This window comes from Rhizobium sp. Root491 (genome assembly GCF_001427205.1).
GTDB lineage: Bacteria > Pseudomonadota > Alphaproteobacteria > Rhizobiales > Rhizobiaceae > Agrobacterium > Agrobacterium tumefaciens.
Genome location: NZ_LMFF01000002.1, coordinates 64,600 through 82,252 on the forward strand (window position 1 = coordinate 64,600; position 17,653 = coordinate 82,252).

Sequence of the window (17,653 nt, forward strand, 5' to 3'; positions counted from 1 at the left end):
GGAGCCACGATGCTTCTGATCCATTGCCCTTATTGCCGGGAAGACCGTTCCGAACTCGAATTTCGCTGGGCGGGCGAAGCCCATATCGCCCGGCCGGAAAACATTGCCGATATTTCGGACGAGGCCTTTGCCGAATATTTCTTCATTCGCGACAATGACAAAGGTCTCGTTTTCGAGCGCTGGCGCCACATTCACGGTTGCGGCCGCTTTTTCAACGCCGCGCGCGATTCCGTCAGCGACAAATTCCTGATGACCTACAAGGCAGGCGAGCCGAAACCGGATGCCGACGCGGTTCTTTCCGCCCAAAAGGGAGCTGCGCAATGAGCGGCGATTATCGTATCAAGGGCGCCGGTCGCCTGACACCTGCCAGAACGGCACGCTTCACCTTCGACGGCAAGATCTATCAGGCGCTGGAAGGCGACACCGTTGCATCCGCACTTCTGGCGAATGGCGTGCATCTGATTGGCCGTTCGTTCAAATATCACCGGCCGCGCGGTTTCCTTTCCGCCGGCCCGGAGGAGCCGAATGCGCTGATCGACGTGTCGCGTGACAGCCTGCGCAAGCAGCCGAATGTGCGCGCCACGGTGCAGGATGTATTCGACGGCGCCATCATCGCCTCGCAGAACCGCTTTCCGTCGCTGTCCTTCGATATCAGTGCGATCAACGATTTCCTGTCGCCGATGTTTGCGGCTGGTTTCTACTATAAGACGTTCATGTGGCCGAAGGCCGCGTGGCACAAGATTTATGAACCGATCATCCGTCGCGCAGCCGGTCTCGGCAAGGCGCCGACCGAGCCGGATGCGGATCATTATTCCGGCCGCTATGCCCATTGCGACGTGCTGGTGGCCGGTGGCGGTGTGGCCGGGCTGACAGCGGCGCTCACCGCTGCAAAAACTGGCGCCAGCGTCATTCTGGTTGATGAGAATGCCGAAGTTGGCGGCGCGCTGCGTTTTGATACCGGTGCGGTCATCGACGGCCTGTCCGGATATGACTGGGCGCAAAAAGTTTTGACTGAACTGAAATCGCTGCCCAATGTGCGTGTTCTGACCCGCACGACAGCGTTCGGTTATTACAACCACAATTTCGTGGCGCTGGCCGAGCGTGTGACCGATCACCTCGCCACGCCGGCCAAACACCAGCCACGTGAAAGACTGTGGCAGGTCCGCTCCAAGAAGGTCGTTCTGGCGGCAGGCGCGATCGAGCGGCACATGGTCTTTGCCAATAATGATCGTCCCGGCATCATGCTGGCTTCTGCTGCGCGCATCTATCTCAACCATTACGGCGTGACCGTCGGCAATAATGTCGGTGTCTACACAGCCCATGATTCTGCCTATGAGACGGCATTCGATCTCAGGAAAGCGGGTGTGAAGATCGCCGCTATCGTGGATTGCCGCGAGAACCCCGATCGGCGGCTGCTGGACGAGGCGCGGGCGCTGGGCATCGAGGTACTGGCGGGTCACAGTGTTTACGATACGTCAGGGCGGCTGCGCGTTTCTTCCATGAGCGTTGGCCGCAATGGCGGCTCTAACAAGCGCAAGATCGCCATCGACGCGCTCGTCGTTTCGGCGGGCTGGACGCCTTCGGTGCATCTCTTCTCGCAATCGCGCGGCAAGCTGAAGTTTGACGCGGCAAACCAGCGGTTCCTGCCTGACATCCATGTGCAGAATTGTGTGTCAGTCGGCGCCTGCAACGGCACGGACGATCTCGCCGCATTGATCGCCGAGGCTGCTGCCGCAGGTGGCGGTGCAGCGGAATTCTCCGGTGAGAATGCGCGCGCCTGGACCGGCGGCATGATCGGCGCTGCGGAAGGGGCAGGCGAAGGCACCGGCGTCAAGGCCTTCATCGATTTCCAGCACGATGTCTGCGCCAAGGATATTCGCCTGGCCGTGCGTGAAGGCATGCATTCGGTCGAGCATATCAAGCGCTTCACCACCAATGGCATGGCGTCCGATCAGGGCAAGATGTCCAACATGCATGGCCTTGCCATTGCCTCGGAAGCGCTTGGGCGGGATCTGCCGAAGGTCGGTCTCACCACTTTCCGCCAACCCTATACGCCGGTCACCTTCGGCACGCTCATCAACCATTCGCGCGGTGCGCTGTTCGACCCGACCCGAAAGACGCCGATGCATGACGAAGAGGCTGCGGCAGGCGCCCTTTTCGAGGATGTCGGCAACTGGAAGCGCGCATGGTTCTTCCCGCGCGGCGGTGAGGATATGCACGAGGCGCTCAACCGCGAATGCAAGACGGTGCGGACAAGCGTCGGCGTGTTCGATGCCTCCACGCTCGGCAAGATCGAGGTGGTCGGCCCCGATGCGGCTAAGTTCCTGAACCTCATCTACACAAATGCCTGGGACACACTGAAACCCGGCCGTTGCCGCTATGGCATCATGACGCGCGAGGACGGTTTCGTTTACGATGACGGTGTTGTCGGTCGTCTTTCCGAGGACCGTTTCCATGTGACGACGACGACGGGCGGCGCACCGCGCGTTCTCCAGCACATGGAGGATTATCTCCAGACCGAATTCCCCGAGCTGAATGTCTGGCTGACATCGGCGACCGAACAATGGGCGGTGATTGCGGTGCAGGGACCGAAAGCGCGCGAGGTGATCGCGCCTTTCGTCGAGGGTATAGATATTTCGCCCGAAGCCTTCCCGCATATGGCGGTCGCGGAAGGCACCTTCTGCGGTGTGCCCACGCGTCTCTTCCGTGTATCATTCACGGGTGAGCTTGGTTTCGAAATCAACGTTCCGGCCGATTACGGCGCTGCCGTCTGGACCGCGATCCGTGAACGGGCCGAAGCGGTGGGCGGATGCCTTTATGGCACCGAGACCATGCACATCCTGCGTGCCGAAAAGGGTTACATCATCGTCGGACAGGATACCGACGGCACCGTGACGCCTGACGATGCCGGGCTTGCCTGGGCCGTTTCCAAGAAGAAGACGGATTTCGTCGGTATTCGCGGTCTGAAACGCCCGGATCTCATGCGCTCCGGTCGAAAGCAGCTTGTGGGCCTCAAGACGAAGGACCGGCTGACTGTTCCCGAAGAGGGTGGCCAGATCGTTGCTGATCCAAACCAGCCGAAACCCATGACCATGCTCGGCCATGTCACTTCCGCCTACTGGTCGGAAAATCTCGGCCACTCCATCGCCTTTGCGCTGGTGGCGGATGGCAGGGCGCGCATAGGCGAAACGCTCTACATCCCGCTTGCCGATAAAACAATTGCCGTCGAAGTGACCGACATGGTCTTCCTCGACAAGGAAGGAGCCCGTCTCAATGGCTGACACACTTCACGCAAAACGCAAATCCGTACTCGAGGATTTCCACGGTGGTTCGCCCTTCGTCTCGCTGAAGCCCGCCGCCTCGGCGTCGCGGCTGTCGCTGCGCGCAAGGGAAAGCGCACTGCCGGCCCTCTCGGATGCACTCGGCCTGTTATTGCCCAACAGCCCGAAAAGCTCTGTCACATCGGGTTTGCGCTCCGCTCTCTGGCTTGGTCCGGACGAATGGCTGGTGATCGATCAGGGCGAAAGCGACCTGATGGCGGCGCTCGCCACCGTTCCCGGCCTGTTTTCGGCGACCGACGTTTCCCACCGCAACACGGCTGTCATCGTTTCCGGCCCCGGCGCGGAGGTAGCCCTGAACGCCGGTTGCCCGCAGGATCTGTCTATCGCACAGTTCCCGATCGGCGCCTGCTCGCGAACGGTTTTCGGCAAGGCGGAAGTGGTGCTGCTGCGCGTGGCTGACGATACGTTCCGGGTAGAGTGCTGGCGCTCCTTCGCCGAATATGTCGGCGGCCTGTTGCAGGAAGCGGCGCAGGATGTGGCGGTCTAGCTTTTCCACCCCTGCCATTCCACCCATCGCCCATGGAAATCGGCGCGGCCGATTTCCTGTTTCTTACCGGTCGGCCAGATTTGCAGGGTGATTGCGGCGCTTCCCGGCGTCGTATCTGCCTCCATCTGCAGGCGGGCAAGCGGAGCCTCAGGGGTGGCACGGCTTCCAGCCTCGGCGATCAGCGTTTCGCCGGCCTCTTTCAGCGCATCGGGAAGATATTGCCAGGCGACAGAATGGTAGACCACATGGGCAGCGCCCGAATGTTGCGCGGCAAGGCGGCGTTGCAGCCAGTCAATTGCGTCAGCCTTTTCAACGTGCAAGCCGTTCTCCACCGCAATACGCAGGGCGGCCGCCGTGCGCTCCAGCCTGTCGGTCTGATCGGCCCAGACATATGACATCAGCCGCAACCGGTCCTCGGCAGACGACGGATCGAGTGGGTTAAGATCGCAGCCGGCGCGCTCGATGACCTCTATCCGCTTGTCGGGCGGGGTGTCTCCGCGCCATTCCGGCGACATGGACACTTCGGATTGCCTGCCCCAGGCAAGATCGCCAAGACGATACTGGTAGCGGTCAAATTGCAGGTTCAGACCGGCGCTGGCGCCGACCTCTGAAAGGACCATCGGCTTGCCAAAAAGCTCCGCAATGGAAAGAAAACCCGGCAGCAGCACAGCGGAACGGCGGACTTCGTTGGTCTGCGGCGGCGATTTCAGTCTTTCGAGGATGAAGCCCGAATGGAAGCGCAAGGCACTTGCGCAAGCCTGCCAGAGCGCATTCTCGTCTTCGGGTGCTATATCGACAAGAGGAGTGATCTTGTCCTCGATGACAAGCGCATGCAGGGCACCGGCAAGCCGCAGTGGGACGGAATCGCCGGACGGGCCGACATCGCCAGGCCAGGACAAAATCATCTCGCCAACGTCCGTCTGGCGATCCAGCCGCGCCGCCACCGCGCGGCAAAGCCGTGCGGTAAAGGGCGAACCGAGGCTGTCGCAGGCTCTTGCCTGTGCGAGAAACGCGTCTCTTACGGCTTCATCATGCATTGGGCCGTCTCCTTTGCGCAGTCTGGCGTTACTTTGCCAGACTGGCCTCGCGGTTGACGAGGGCTTGATCATCAAAACCAAAATTGCGCATCAGCACACGGTGCTCGTCTGATCCGATATAACAAAGGAGCGCCGCATCGACCGCGCTCTGGAGTTCCCGGTCGGATTGGCGGAAAGCAAATGCGCCTGAGGCTGCTGGTCTCTCTTTCGGTAAAACGGAGACAACTTCCAAATCGAGCTCTGGATTTTGCTGCATAAAACCGAGATGGGCCATGGCCACGCTGGCATAGGCGTCGGCACGCCCATCCAATACGGCCTGAGCGGCCTCGTCGTAGGTCTCGCAAATGAGAATGCGGTCATCGGGCACGCCCGCTTCCATAATTGCGCGATGTTGGATCTGATCACGGATCGCGACCAGCGTACATTCCGGATTTTTTGCTGCCGATGCGTATCCGTCCAGATCTCTGAGGTTGCCCTTCCTCACCAACAGTCCATCAGGCAACGCCCAGATGGGATGGCTGAACGTCACGATCTTTCTGCGTTCAGCGGTATCGAAGAGGCCAGTAGTCATATCCCAAAGGTTTTCGTTCAGCCCAGGCAACAATTGCGAGAATTCGGCTTCGATGAATTCAATGTCATGAATACCGATCATGGCTAGAATGACTCGCGCCAACTCCACATCGCACCCGGTCACATCGCCGCATTCGTTCCTGTAGTTGAACGGAGGTTCTATCAAATATGCGAATCTCACAGACACTCCGATCTCAAATTGGGATTTACTTCGCCATCAGGCGTCTTGCGGCCTGTCCTCGGGGTTGAACTGGGTGATGGTTGTCCAGCGGGCAGTGAGCGCCGGTTTTTTCTCGTTTTCTATCTCCACCGTAACATCATAGGTCGTCACCAGCATGGCGGCGCCGCGAAACCGCGCCTCAGCCAAAGTGAAACGGCCACGCACCCGTGCTCCGCTTTTGACCGGCGTGACGAAGCGGACGGCGTCAAAGCCGTAGTTGATGCCCATGGTCGTTTCGCGAATGCGGGGCAGGGCATCGTAATTCAGAGCCGAAAGCAGCGAGAGCGTCAGGAACCCATGCGCGATGGTGCCGCCAAAGGGGCTTTCCGCCTTGGCGCGTTCCGGGTCGGTGTGGATGAACTGTTCGTCCAGCGTCGCTTTTGCGAAGGCGTCGATCATTGTCTGGTCGACGGTGATCCAGTCGGAAACGCCCAGCTCCGTGCCGACGAAATTTTTCATTTCCGCCAGCGCTATTTCCTTTGCCATGTTACCTCTTCTCGATTGCCTTTCGGAACTTATAAAGGTGCCGGGGCCAAGCGATCAACCGCGCAGATAAAACACCACCGAGCGGGCAGGCAGGAAGGCCGGATTGCCGAAATCCGTGCCCATCGCTTGCCAGTCATCGCCCGGCAGGGTGAAGGGCACGATCTCATGGCTGCGGTTGATGAGCACGGCAAGCTCCGCGTCGTTTTCGGTCTCGTGGTCCGGCGTGGCAAGCACCATGGCGAAAGCCGGCATGTCCGGCCTTTCCCATTCCGCGACCGTCATCGGTTCTCCGCCGGGGGCAAGCCATGCCACATCGCCGTTGCCGGAGAAAAACTCGGTTTGCGAAAACACGCCGAAGCGTTTGCGAAGTGCTGCAAGAAATGCCGTGTGGTCAGTCAGCTCCTGGGAGAGCGACAACCAGTCGACCCACGTTATCTCGTTGTCCTGACAATAGGCATTGTTATTGCCATACTGGCTGCGGCCACCCTCATCGCCGGCGGTCAGCATCAACGTGCCGCGACTGACGAAGAGCGTGGAAAGCAGCGCTTTCACATCCGCGTGGCGGGCGGCCATGACGGCAGGATCGTCCGTCAATCCCTCCAAACCATTGTTCCAGGAATGATTTTCATTATGCCCGTCGCTATTGTTCTCGCCGTTTTTCTCATTGTGCTTGTGTTCGTGGCTGACGAGATCGAACAGGGTGAAACCGTCATGGGCGGCAAGGAAATTGACGCTGCGGCTTTTCGAACGTCCATGGCGGGAAAAGATCGGCGAAGAGCCGGAAAGCGCATTGGCCAGCGCCCCGGTCGTTCCCGCATCGCCGCGCCAGAACCGGCGCATGTCGTCGCGGGCGCGGTCGTTCCATTCCAGAAAGCTCTCCGGAAAATTGCCGAGCTGATAGCCGCCGGGGCCGATATCCCATGGTTCGGCGATCAGCACGCGGTCGTATAGTACCGGGTCAGAGTGCATGGCGGCAAGCGTTTCGCTGGCCATGTCGAAGCCACTAGCCGTTCGTCCCAATATGGGCGCGAGATCGAAACGGAAGCCATCGATACCGGCATTGAGAACGAAATGCCTCAGGGAATCGATAATGAGCTGGCGCACATAGGGATGATCGCAGGCCACCGTGTTGCCGGTGCCGGTGTCATTGACCAGCACGCCCGGCTTTCCTTCCGGGTGACGGAAAGCGGTGAGATTGTCCAGTCCGCGCAAAGACAGGATGGAGCCTTCGCTGTCGCTTTCACCCGTATGGTTGAAGACCAGATCGAGAATGACGCCAATGCCTTGCGCGTGCAGGGCTGCAACCGTGTCGCGCAGCTCCCGCACTCCGCCGGGGCAGAGGCGCGGATCGAGCGCCATGAAGCCAACGGGGTTGTATCCCCATGCATTCGAAAGGCCAAGCGGCGGCAGGTGGCGCTCGTCGATCCAGGCGGTGATCGGCATCAGCTCCACCGCATCGACACCGATTTTTTTCAAATGCGCGATAATGGCAGGATGAGCCAGCGCTGCCACCGTGCCTCTCAGCTCTTCCGGCACGGCAGGATGCAATTTGGTGAAGGATTTAACCGCGAGTTCGTAAATCAGCCCGCCTTCGGCAAAGCGTGGCGGCTGGCGCCTGACCTGCTCATATTGCGACAGGATCGCCTTTGGCATGATCGCGCCCGTGTCTTCGCCATAGGCCAAAAGCGCGGCATCATGCCGGAATGGCCGGTCTATCTCCGTGGCATAGGGGTCGAGCAGCAGTTTTGCGGGGTCGAACCACAAGCCATGTTCGGGGGCATAAATGCCGTCGGCGCGGTAGCCATATCGCGCACCGGGGCCGGTCTCGGCAACTGTCAGCCGGTGAATGTCATTCTCATCGCGCCTCATTGGCAAACGCGCCGTCTCTTTTTCGCCCGTCGCATCAAAAAGGCAAAGGTCGATTTGTGAGGCGTGCCGGGAATAGACCGCAAATTCCGTTCCGTTTTCCGTCTGGGTTATGCCTTTGGGGAAAACGGCTGGTTTCTGCATGGTCTCTCTCTCCGGAAGATGATGATATCGAGTCTGGCGGGGAGGTTAGTCAGTAACCTCAGGCGGCCTCATGGCCGCCTGCCAAGTTTTTCGCTATGCCCGTTGCCGGAAACGGTGCGTGCAATGCAAAACCTTACGTGATGACGGTCGGTTCGTTGCGGCCGGTATGGGCCTTGATGCCGGCGATCGTATCGGCAACGGAAATAAGGTCGGCAAGCGCCGCCTGCGTTTCGATGCCGTGACGGGCCGCATCCGGCTCATAGCGCTCGACGTAAAGTCTGAGCGTTGCGCCCGCAGTGCCCGTGCCGGAAAGGCGCAGCACGATGCGCGAACCACCTTCGAACAGGATGCGGATACCCTGGTTCTTGCTGACGGACTGGTCGACCGGGTCGAGATAGGCGAAATCATCAGCAGCTGCGACCTTAAGATTGCCGTAGCTGGTGCCTGGAAGTGTTGCGAGTTTTTCGCGCAGGATGGCCACCAGCGTGTTTGCTGCGTCCGAATCCACTTCCTCATAATCGTGGCGGGAATAATAGTTGCGGCCATATTCGGCCCAGTGCTTGGTAACGATGTCCTTCACGCTTTCCTTGCGGGCGGCGACAATGTTCAGCCAGTAGAGCACGGCCCACAGGCCATCCTTTTCGCGCACGTGGTTGGAGCCGGTGCCGAAGCTTTCCTCACCGCAGATTGTAACCTTGCCGGCATCCATGAGGTTGCCGAAAAATTTCCAGCCGGTTGGCGTCTCGTACATGCCAAGCCCAAGCTTTTCGGCGACGCGGTCGGCTGCGGCACTTGTCGGCATGGAACGGGCGATGCCGGAAATGCCGGCGGCATAACCGGGCGCGAGCCGCGCATTGGCGGCGATGATCGCCAGGCTGTCGGACGGGGTGACAAACATGCCCTTGCCGACCACCATGTTGCGGTCGCCGTCGCCATCCGACGCCGCGCCGAAATCGGGACCTTCCGGGCTCATGACATCGTCGTAAAGCTCCTTGGCGTGCACCAGGTTCGGGTCAGGGTGGTGGCCGCCGAAATCGGGCAGGGGCGTTGCGTTGCGGACCGAGCCCTTCGGCGCGCCGAGACGCTTTTCGATGATTTCCACGGCATAGGGGCCGGTGACGGCACTCATTGAATCGACGACAACCTTGAAGCCGCCGGCAATCAGGGCGCGAATGGCGGCAAAATCGAACAGTTCTTCCATCAAAGCGGCATAATCGGCGACCGGATCGATGACGTCGACCGTCAGTTCATCCACCTTGAAGCTGCCCACCTTGTCGAGATCGACGTCTGCAGCGTCGGAAATCTTGTAGCTATCGATGACCTTCGAGCGGGCATAGATCGCGTCGGTGATCTTTTCCGGCGCTGGGCCGCCATTGCCGATATTGTATTTGATGCCGAAATCTTCGTTCGGGCCGCCGGGATTATGGCTGGCGGAAAGCACGATGCCGCCGAAGGCTTTGTATTTGCGGATGATATTGGAGGCGGCGGGAGTGGAGAGAATGCCGCCCTGACCGACCAGCACCTTGCCGAAACCGGCGGCGGCCGCCATCTTGATCGCCTTCTGGATGACTTCGCGGTTGTAATAACGGCCATCGCCGCCGATCACCAGCGTCTGGCCCTGAAAGCCCTCAAGCGAGTCGAAGATCGACTGGATGAAGTTTTCGGCATAATTTTCCTGGGCGAAGACGGGTACCTTCTTGCGCAGGCCGGATGTGCCCGGCTTCTGATCCTGAAAGGGTGTCGTCTGAACGGTCTTGATCATTGTTTCAATGGCCTCTCGAAATAAGCTGGCTGTAAAGCGCGGCATAGAGCGCAGCGCTTTTTTCCCAGGAAACATCGGATTTCATTCCGAGTTTCTGCATTTGTGTCCATAGTTTCGGGTCGTTGTAATAACGGATGGTTCGGCGGATCGCCTGTTTCAGACCGTCGAGCGTGACGGGTGAGAATTGTACACCGGTCGCCGATTTATTGGCGATGGCGGCATGGTTGGCGTCGATCACCGTATCGGCAAGGCCGCCGGTTCGGGCAACCACGGGAACGCAGCCATAACGCAGCGCGTAAAGCTGGGTAAGGCCGCAGGGCTCGAAGCGCGAGGGGATGATGATCGCATCGCAACCCGCCTGCATCAGATGCGACAGCGGCTCATTATAACCGATGGCGACACCGACGCGGCCATGGTGGCGGGATGCCGCCGCCAGAAGCGCGCCTTCCAATGCCACATCGCCGGCGCCCAGCACGACCAGACGGCCGCCGAGGGAAACGATTTCGTCCACGGCTTCCGCCATGAGATCGATGCCCTTTTGCCAAGTCAGCCGGGAGATGACGCAGAAGAGCGGACTGTCATCCTGGTCGATGCGGAAATGTTCTGCGACGGCCTTCTTGTTCAGCGCGCGGTTCTTGAGATTGGTGACGGAATAGTTGTCGTGGATCAGATGGTCGGTGGCCGGGTTCCAGACATCGGCGTCAATGCCGTTGACGATACCGTGCAGCACATGGGCGCGGCTGCCGATCACCCCTTGCAGCCCCATGCCGAATTCCGCGGTCAGGATTTCTTCCGCATAGGATGGGCTGACCGTGCTGAGTGCGGTTGCCGTCTGCAAGCCGCCCTTGAGGAAGCTGACATCGTTATAATATTCGATGCCTTCCATGCCGAAGGCGTGGGCGGGCAATTCGAGCTTGCTGAAGATATTGGCCCCGAACTGACCCTGAAAAGCAATGTTGTGGATGGTGAGAAGGCTCGGAATCTCCGGCGTTTCGGCATAACGCATATAGACCGGGGTCATCGCTGCCTGCCAGTCATGGGCGTGCACCATATCCGGCCGCCAGCCGGGAAGCACACCGGCGCCGATTCGTGCCGCTGCCAGCGAGAGCGCCGCAAAGCGCTTCCAGTTATCAGGATAATCCTTGCCGGTCTGGCCGAGATAGGGGCCGCCGGAACGCTCGTAATAGGCGGGCGCGTCAAGGATCAGAAGGTCTAGCCCCTCATGTTGGACTTCGAGCAGATCGGCCTTTTCGCCAAGCAGATCGGTGAACTCAAAACATTTGACGGGGTCCGTCACGGCGGCTTTCACCGCCGGATATCCGGGTATCAATGTGCGCGTTCTCACGCCATAGGCTTCGAGCGCGATGGGGAGGGCGCCGGTAACGTCGGCGAGCCCTCCGGTCTTGATCAGGGGATAAATTTCGGATGAAACCGAAAGGACATTCATGGGCTCTACAGGTCCAGCTTGTCGATCATCGATTGGGTGATAAGGCAAATGCCGTTTTCCGTGCGCCGGAAACGTTTGGCATCCAGTTCGGGGTCTTCTCCTACAATCAGTCCTTCCGGAATGACCACTCCATGGTCGATGACGACGTTGCTGAGCTGGGCGTGGCGCCCGATCTTTACACTCGGCAGTACTACGGCATTCTCAAGGCGGGAGTATGAATTGGCGCGCACGCCTGTGAACAGAAGGCTACGGTTGAGGGCGGCGCCGGAAATGATGCAATCGCCTGACACAACCGACGACACGGCAGAACCGCGGCGGTCCTCATCGTCATGCACGAATTTCGCCGGCGGAGTGATTTCCGCATAGGTCCAGATCGGCCAGGACTTGTCATAGATATCGAGGTCAGGCACCACATCCGTCAGGTCGATATTGGCCTGCCAATAGGCATCGATGGTTCCGACATCGCGCCAGTATGGTCCGTGCTCGAAATCCGAACGCACGCAGGAGTCCGCGAAACGGTGGGCGACGGCTTTGCCGTGCTGGACAATATAGGGAATGATGTCCTTGCCGAAGTCGCGGCTGGAGGTTGGGTCGGCGGCATCGCGACGCAGCGCTTCCATCAGGAATTTCGTATGGAAGACGTAGATCCCCATCGAGGCAAGCGCGAAATTCTCATTGCCGGGAATGCCGGGCGGATCGGCCGGCTTTTCGATGAAGTCGATGATCTCGTCTTTTTCGTTCACATGCATCACGCCGAAGCCCGACGCTTCCTTGCGTGGCACTTCAAGGCAACCGATCGTTACATCCGCGCCGGAATCGACATGCTGTTGCAGCATGTATTCGTAGTCCATCTTGTAAATATGGTCGCCGGCCAGAATGACCATATATTCGGGCGCATAGGGCTCGATAATGTCGATGTTCTGGTAAACGGCGTCGGCGGTGCCTTCGTACCATTGCGTTTCGGACACGCGCTGCGAGGCCGGCAGAATGTCAAAGCTTTCGTTACGCTCTGGACGGAAGAAGTCCCAGCCGCGTTGCAGGTGGCGGATGAGGGAGTGAGCCTTGTATTGCGTGGCGACGCCGATGCGGCGAATGCCGGAATTCAGCGCGTTCGAAAGTGCAAAATCGATGATGCGGGCCTTACCGCCAAAATAAACCGCTGGTTTTGCCCGGCGGTCCGTCAATTCCTTCAAACGGCTTCCTCTACCGCCCGCGAGAACATAGGCCATTGCATCACGCGCCAGGGGCTGAACTCTTTTTTCCGACATGGTTGTCCTCCCGTTCTGTCTGTCAGTTTTCCGGTTCGAGCATGATCGTTGCCAAGGGCGGCAGGACGAGCATCGCCCCTATCTCCCCACCGGCATTGACCGCCTGAACGCGTCCGCCATTTCCCTTGCCGCTGCCGCCATAAATTTCGGCATCGGTGTTGAGAATCTCCCGCCACCGCCCCGCAACAGGAAGCGGCACATAATAGTTTTCCCGGTAGACCGGGGTCAGATTGCAGATAACCGCAACCGGTTTTTCGCCGGGCGCCGAGCGCAGCCAGGCGAAGACCGAGTTTTCGTGATCATCGACCACCAGCCACTGGAAACCTTCGGGTTCGCAGTCACGGGCGTGCAGAGCGGCTTTCGAACGGTAGGTGAGGTTGAGATCGCGCACGAGGCGGCGCATACCCTCATGCATCGGATATTGGCGAAGGTTCCAGTCGAGCGATCCCTTTTCGCTCCATTCGCTCCACTGGGCGAACTCCTGCCCCATGAACAGCAGCTTCTTGCCGGGATAACCCCACATGAAGCCGTAATAGGACCGGAGATTGGCAAATTTCTGCCAGTCGTCGCCGGACATCTTGGCGATCAACGATCCCTTGCCGTGCACTACTTCGTCATGGGAAAGCGGCAGCACGAAATTTTCGGTGAAGGCATAAAGAAGGCCGAATGTCAGTTCCTGATGGTGGAACTTGCGGTGCACCGGCTCACGTGAGAAATAGCTCAGCGTGTCGTGCATGAAACCCATATTCCATTTGAAGCCGAAACCGAGGCCGCCCTCGTGAACCGGCTGCGACACTTTCGGCCAGGAGGTAGATTCTTCAGCAATGGTCATGACGCCCGGATGGGTGCCGTAGACGAGCGAGTTCATTTTCTGCAGGAAGCGGACGGATTCCAGGTTCTCGCGCCCGCCATATTCGTTGGGGATCCACTCGCCTTCCTTGCGGGAATAATCGAGATAGAGCATCGAGGCGACGGCATCGACGCGCAATCCATCGAGATGGAATTTTTCGGCCCAATAAAGCGCGTTGTTGACGAGGTAGGACAATACCTCGATGCGCCCGAAATTGTAGATGGCCGTGTTCCAGTCGGGATGAAAACCCTGACGCGGGTCGGCATGTTCGTAAAGCGCTGTCCCGTCAAACAGGCCCAGGCCGTGCTCGTCGGTTGGAAAATGCGCAGGAACCCAGTCGAGGATCACGCCGATGCCGACCTTGTGGGCGCCGTTGACGAAGCGGGCGAAACCTTCCGGATCGCCGAAACGGGCGGTCGGGGCATAAAGCCCGGTCGTCTGGTAACCCCAGGACGGATCGTAGGGATGTTCGGTGATCGGCAGAAACTCGATATGGGTGAAGCCCATATCCGTGCAATAGGGAATGAGCTGGGTGGCCATTTCGTCCCAGCTGAGGAAGGTGCCGTCCTCGCGACGCCGCCAGGAACCGGCGTGCACCTCGTAAATGCTGATCGGCTGCCGGCGCTGGTCCACTTGCGCCCAATGTTCCCGGTGGGCCTGATCTTCCCATTTCTGCGCCAGTTCTGGTGCGGTGACGGAGGCGTTCTTCGGCCGAAGTTCACCACGCCGTGCATAGGGGTCGGCCTTCAGCGGCATAAGCTCGCCGTTTGCGCCGAGAATCTCGAATTTATAGGCGCAGCCGGCATAGACGTCAGGTGCGAAAATTTCCCAGATGCCGGTATCCTTGCGGAAGCGCATCACATGTCGTCGGCCATCCCAATTGTTGAAATCGCCGACGACGGAGACGCGCCGCGCATTGGGAGCCCAGACGGCGAAGTGGAAACCTTCGACGCCTTCAAGCTTGAGCGGATGAGCGCCCATCTTGTCGAACAGTCGCAGATGCGATCCCTCGCGGACGAAATAATCGTCCATCGGTCCAAGAACCGGACCAAAGCTGTAGGGGTCGGTCACTGCCCATTCCGCATCGTCGCGACAGGCGCGATAACGCACCGGCTGACGCGAGGTGAGATCGACCGGGCCTTCGAAAAAACCCTCCGGATCGAGCTGCTTCAGTTCGCCGACGAAAGATCCGTCCAGTGTGAGGACAGATACTTCTTCAGCCCCCGGAATGAAACACCGTGCAGAAAAACCTCCCGGCGTTTCGTGAACGCCGAGAAGTGCAAAGGGGTTGGAATGCAAACCGCTCTTGATCGCCTCGATTTCAGCCTTCGTGATTTCGCCAGTCTTTTTCTCTTCGGCCGAATTGAGCGGTTTTTTCATCAGGCTCTCCAGATATCGGCGGCGTATTGCCGGATCGTCCTGTCGGACGAGAACCAGCCCATACGCGCCGTGTTACGGACTGTTTTCGCATACCAGCTTTCCGGATCGCTCCAGATCGCATCCACCTTGCGCTGCGCTTCGGCGTAGGCGTCGAAGTCGGCCGCGACCATGAACCAGTCGCTGTTGTAAATGCCGTCGATCAGCCCGGCAAAGCGGGAGCGGTCGTCGGGTGAGAATACGCCGGAGGCGATGGATGACAGCGCCTGCGACAGTTCCACCGACTGTTCAATAATCGCGCGGGGGTTGTGGCCCTCGGCGCGCGCTTTCGACACCTCTTCCGCCGTCATGCCGAAGATGACGATGTTATCCTCGCCGACATGTTCGAGCATTTCGACGTTCGCACCATCCAGCGTGCCGATGGTGAGCGCGCCGTTCAGCGCAAACTTCATGTTGCCGGTGCCCGAGGCTTCCATGCCAGCCGTCGAGATCTGTTCGGACAGATCGGCGGCCGGAACCATGATTTCCGCAAGCGAGACGTTGTAGTTCGGAATAAACACCACTTTCAGAAGCCCGCGCACGGCCGGATCGTTGTTGATGACCCGGGCAATATCGTTGGCAAGTTTTATGATCAGCTTCGCGTTGTGATAACTCGGCGCTGCCTTGCCTGCGAAGAACTTAACGCGCGGTACCCAATCCAGTTCCGGGTGAGAACGGATCTGGTCGTAAAGCGCCACCGTTTCGATAAGGTTCAGAAGCTGGCGCTTATATTCATGGATGCGCTTGATCTGGATGTCGAACATGGCCGAGGGATCGACACGGATGCCCATGCGTTGCGCCACCGTATTGGCAAGCCGCACCTTGTTCAGACGCTTCACTTCGGCAAATTTTTCGCGGAAACCGGCATCGTCGGCGAAGCGGTCGAGCGCTGTCAGCTTTTCCGCATCGTCGAGGAAATCGTCGCCGATCGCTTCCCGGATCAATCCGGTCAGGCCGGGGTTGCACTGCATCAGCCAGCGGCGCGGGGTGATGCCGTTGGTCTTGTTGTTGATGCGCTCGGGATAAAGGCTGTGCAGGTCGGCAAAGACCGTTTCCTTCATCAGTTCGGTATGAAGTGCCGAGACACCGTTGATGGAATGCGAGCCGATGAAGGCGAGATTGCCCATGCGCACGCGCCGCTCACCGTTTTCGTCGATCAGCGAGATGGACCGGATCTGCTGATCCGGCATCTTCTTTTCCTTGCGGGCGTATACCAGCGTATTGGCATTGATCGCATAGACGATCTGCATGTGCCTCGGCAAAAGCCGCTCGAGCAGCGGGACGGGCCAGCTTTCCAGCGCTTCGGGCAAAAGCGTGTGGTTGGTGTAGGAGAAGGTGCCCTGCGTGATCTTCCAGGCTTCGTCGAATTCAAGGCCGTGGACATCGCATAGCAGGCGCATCATTTCGCAGATGGAAATGGCCGGATGCGTGTCGTTGAGCTGGATCGAAACCTTGTCGGGCAGCGAGGTGAAATCCGGATATTGCTGCAGGTGACGGCGCAGAATGTCCTGCAGGGAGGCGGAGGAGAAGAAAAACTCCTGCCGCAGACGCAATTCCTGGCCGGCCGGGGTCGCATCGGCGGGGTAGAGAACGCGCGTCAGGCTTTCGGCCTTGTTGCTTTCCCGCAGCGCGCCGATGTGGTCGCCGGCATTGAAGGCGGCAAGCAGAATGGGGTCGATAGGCTGCGCCGACCATAGGCGCAAGGTGTTGACGCGGGTGCCGCGCCAGCCGACGACAGGCGTGTCGTAAGCCATGGCAATGACGCGTTCGGCCGGTTTCCAGACGAAGCGCTGCGGCTCCTCATATCCACCGATGGTTTCCACCGATCCGCCAAAGCCGATTTCATACGAGCTTTCGCGACGTTCGAATTCCCAGGGATTGCCGTGCGCCAGCCACGTCTCCGGCAATTCCACCTGCCATCCGTCCGCCATCTGCTGGCGGAAAAGGCCGTGCACATAACGGATGCCGTAGCCATAGGCGGGAATATCGACGGTTGCCATCGATTCCATGAAACAGGCAGCGAGACGGCCAAGGCCGCCATTGCCAAGTGCCGCATCCGGTTCCAGTCCGGCAATGACATCGAGATCGACGCCGAGCGAAGAAAGCGCGTCCCTGATTTCGTGCATCAGCCCGATATTGGAGATCGCATCGCGCATCAGGCGACCGATCAGAAACTCGAGCGACAGGTAATAAACGCGCTTGGAATTGTTGGCATAGGCCTTGCGGGTGGAGGCCATCCACTTGTCGATGATGCGGTCACGGACGACGAGAATGGTCGCGGTCAGCCAGTCATGCGGCTTGGCAACTTTTACGTCCTTGCCGATACGGTAGGTGAGGCGCTCGATGATTTCCGCTGCCATGATTTCCGGGTTGGAACTGCGCGGGGCGGGACGGGGAAGATCGGCGGCGTTTAGATTATTGATCATTGGTCGGTCAGCACCTTGGTGGGAGGAGAGGGTCTGATGAGGTCGATCCGGTTTGCCTTTACTGATGCCAGTTTATGCATCGATATGGAGGCGTGGCAACAGCATTTTTTGTGGAAATTTGAACAGCTTAGGGTAATGAAAAATAACACTTTTTCTTCAGCGTCCCGAGGATCGCCAAAGGCATTGCCTGCCCATTGTCCGTCATTCATGAACGGGTTTGCATGGTCCTTGCGATGCAGGGCATCGTTCAAGAAAGGGAGAGGGGCTGCAACACTTCTGAAATGGTTCACCGGTCCTGAAATCTGTTTCGGTCTATCGGATCACACACTAGCC

At 59.2% G+C, this 17,653-nt stretch carries 12 protein-coding genes; 3 read left to right on the plus strand and 9 right to left on the minus strand.

Annotated elements, in window-relative coordinates; all coding sequences use genetic code 11:
* Positions 1-9: 9 nt before the first annotated feature.
* The 3 genes from ASD46_RS07115 to ASD46_RS07125 are packed head-to-tail and all read left to right on the plus strand — an operon-like array spanning position 10 to position 3,828.
* On the plus strand, positions 10-324 hold the full coding sequence (locus tag ASD46_RS07115; protein ID WP_004431787.1) for a sarcosine oxidase subunit delta: 315 nt from the start codon (positions 10-12) through the stop codon (positions 322-324).
* A complete protein-coding gene (locus ASD46_RS07120) occupies positions 321-3,281 on the plus strand; it encodes a sarcosine oxidase subunit alpha (RefSeq protein ID WP_060641914.1) in 2,961 nt (986 codons plus the stop codon). Before ASD46_RS07115 ends, ASD46_RS07120 begins: the two co-directional genes overlap by 4 nt.
* Positions 3,274-3,828, plus strand: coding sequence for a sarcosine oxidase subunit gamma (locus ASD46_RS07125; protein ID WP_004431791.1), 555 nt, complete (start codon positions 3,274-3,276; stop codon positions 3,826-3,828). Before ASD46_RS07120 ends, ASD46_RS07125 begins: the two co-directional genes overlap by 8 nt.
* Here ASD46_RS07125 and ASD46_RS07130 read toward each other — a convergent pair.
* The 9 genes from ASD46_RS07130 to ASD46_RS07170 all read right to left on the minus strand — a co-directional run bounded on the left by ASD46_RS07130 (position 3,825) and on the right by ASD46_RS07170 (position 17,320).
* Positions 3,825-4,865, minus strand: coding sequence for a DUF2332 domain-containing protein (locus ASD46_RS07130; RefSeq protein ID WP_035199923.1), 1,041 nt, complete (start codon positions 4,863-4,865; stop codon positions 3,825-3,827). The genes ASD46_RS07125 and ASD46_RS07130 overlap by 4 nt on opposite strands.
* A gap of 28 nt (positions 4,866-4,893) precedes the next feature.
* On the minus strand, positions 4,894-5,622 hold the full coding sequence (locus tag ASD46_RS07135; RefSeq protein ID WP_309509976.1) for a transporter substrate-binding domain-containing protein: 729 nt from the start codon (positions 5,620-5,622) through the stop codon (positions 4,894-4,896).
* A gap of 30 nt (positions 5,623-5,652) precedes the next feature.
* Positions 5,653-6,141, minus strand: coding sequence for a MaoC family dehydratase (locus tag ASD46_RS07140; RefSeq protein ID WP_004431798.1), 489 nt, complete (start codon positions 6,139-6,141; stop codon positions 5,653-5,655).
* Positions 6,142-6,195: 54 nt separating this feature from the next.
* Complete coding sequence (gene glgX / locus ASD46_RS07145) at positions 6,196-8,151, minus strand: glycogen debranching protein GlgX (RefSeq protein WP_060641915.1); 1,956 nt, start codon at positions 8,149-8,151, stop codon at positions 6,196-6,198.
* A 133-nt stretch (positions 8,152-8,284) separates the two neighbouring features.
* Positions 8,285-9,913 carry an alpha-D-glucose phosphate-specific phosphoglucomutase gene (locus ASD46_RS07150; protein WP_013762072.1) on the minus strand — a complete coding sequence of 543 codons (1,629 nt, stop codon included), beginning with the start codon at positions 9,911-9,913 and terminating at the stop codon, positions 8,285-8,287.
* 4 nt (positions 9,914-9,917) lie between these two features.
* A complete protein-coding gene (gene glgA, locus ASD46_RS07155; protein ID WP_060641916.1) occupies positions 9,918-11,360 on the minus strand; it encodes a glycogen synthase GlgA in 1,443 nt (480 codons plus the stop codon).
* 5 nt (positions 11,361-11,365) lie between these two features.
* Complete coding sequence (glgC, locus tag ASD46_RS07160) at positions 11,366-12,628, minus strand: glucose-1-phosphate adenylyltransferase (protein WP_004431809.1); 1,263 nt, start codon at positions 12,626-12,628, stop codon at positions 11,366-11,368.
* Positions 12,629-12,650: 22 nt separating this feature from the next.
* Complete coding sequence (glgB, locus tag ASD46_RS07165) at positions 12,651-14,858, minus strand: 1,4-alpha-glucan branching protein GlgB (RefSeq protein ID WP_004431812.1); 2,208 nt, start codon at positions 14,856-14,858, stop codon at positions 12,651-12,653.
* Positions 14,858-17,320, minus strand: coding sequence for a glycogen/starch/alpha-glucan phosphorylase (locus tag ASD46_RS07170; protein ID WP_004431815.1), 2,463 nt, complete (start codon positions 17,318-17,320; stop codon positions 14,858-14,860). The genes glgB and ASD46_RS07170 overlap by 1 nt, the downstream gene beginning before the upstream one ends.
* Positions 17,321-17,653 lie beyond the last annotated feature (333 nt).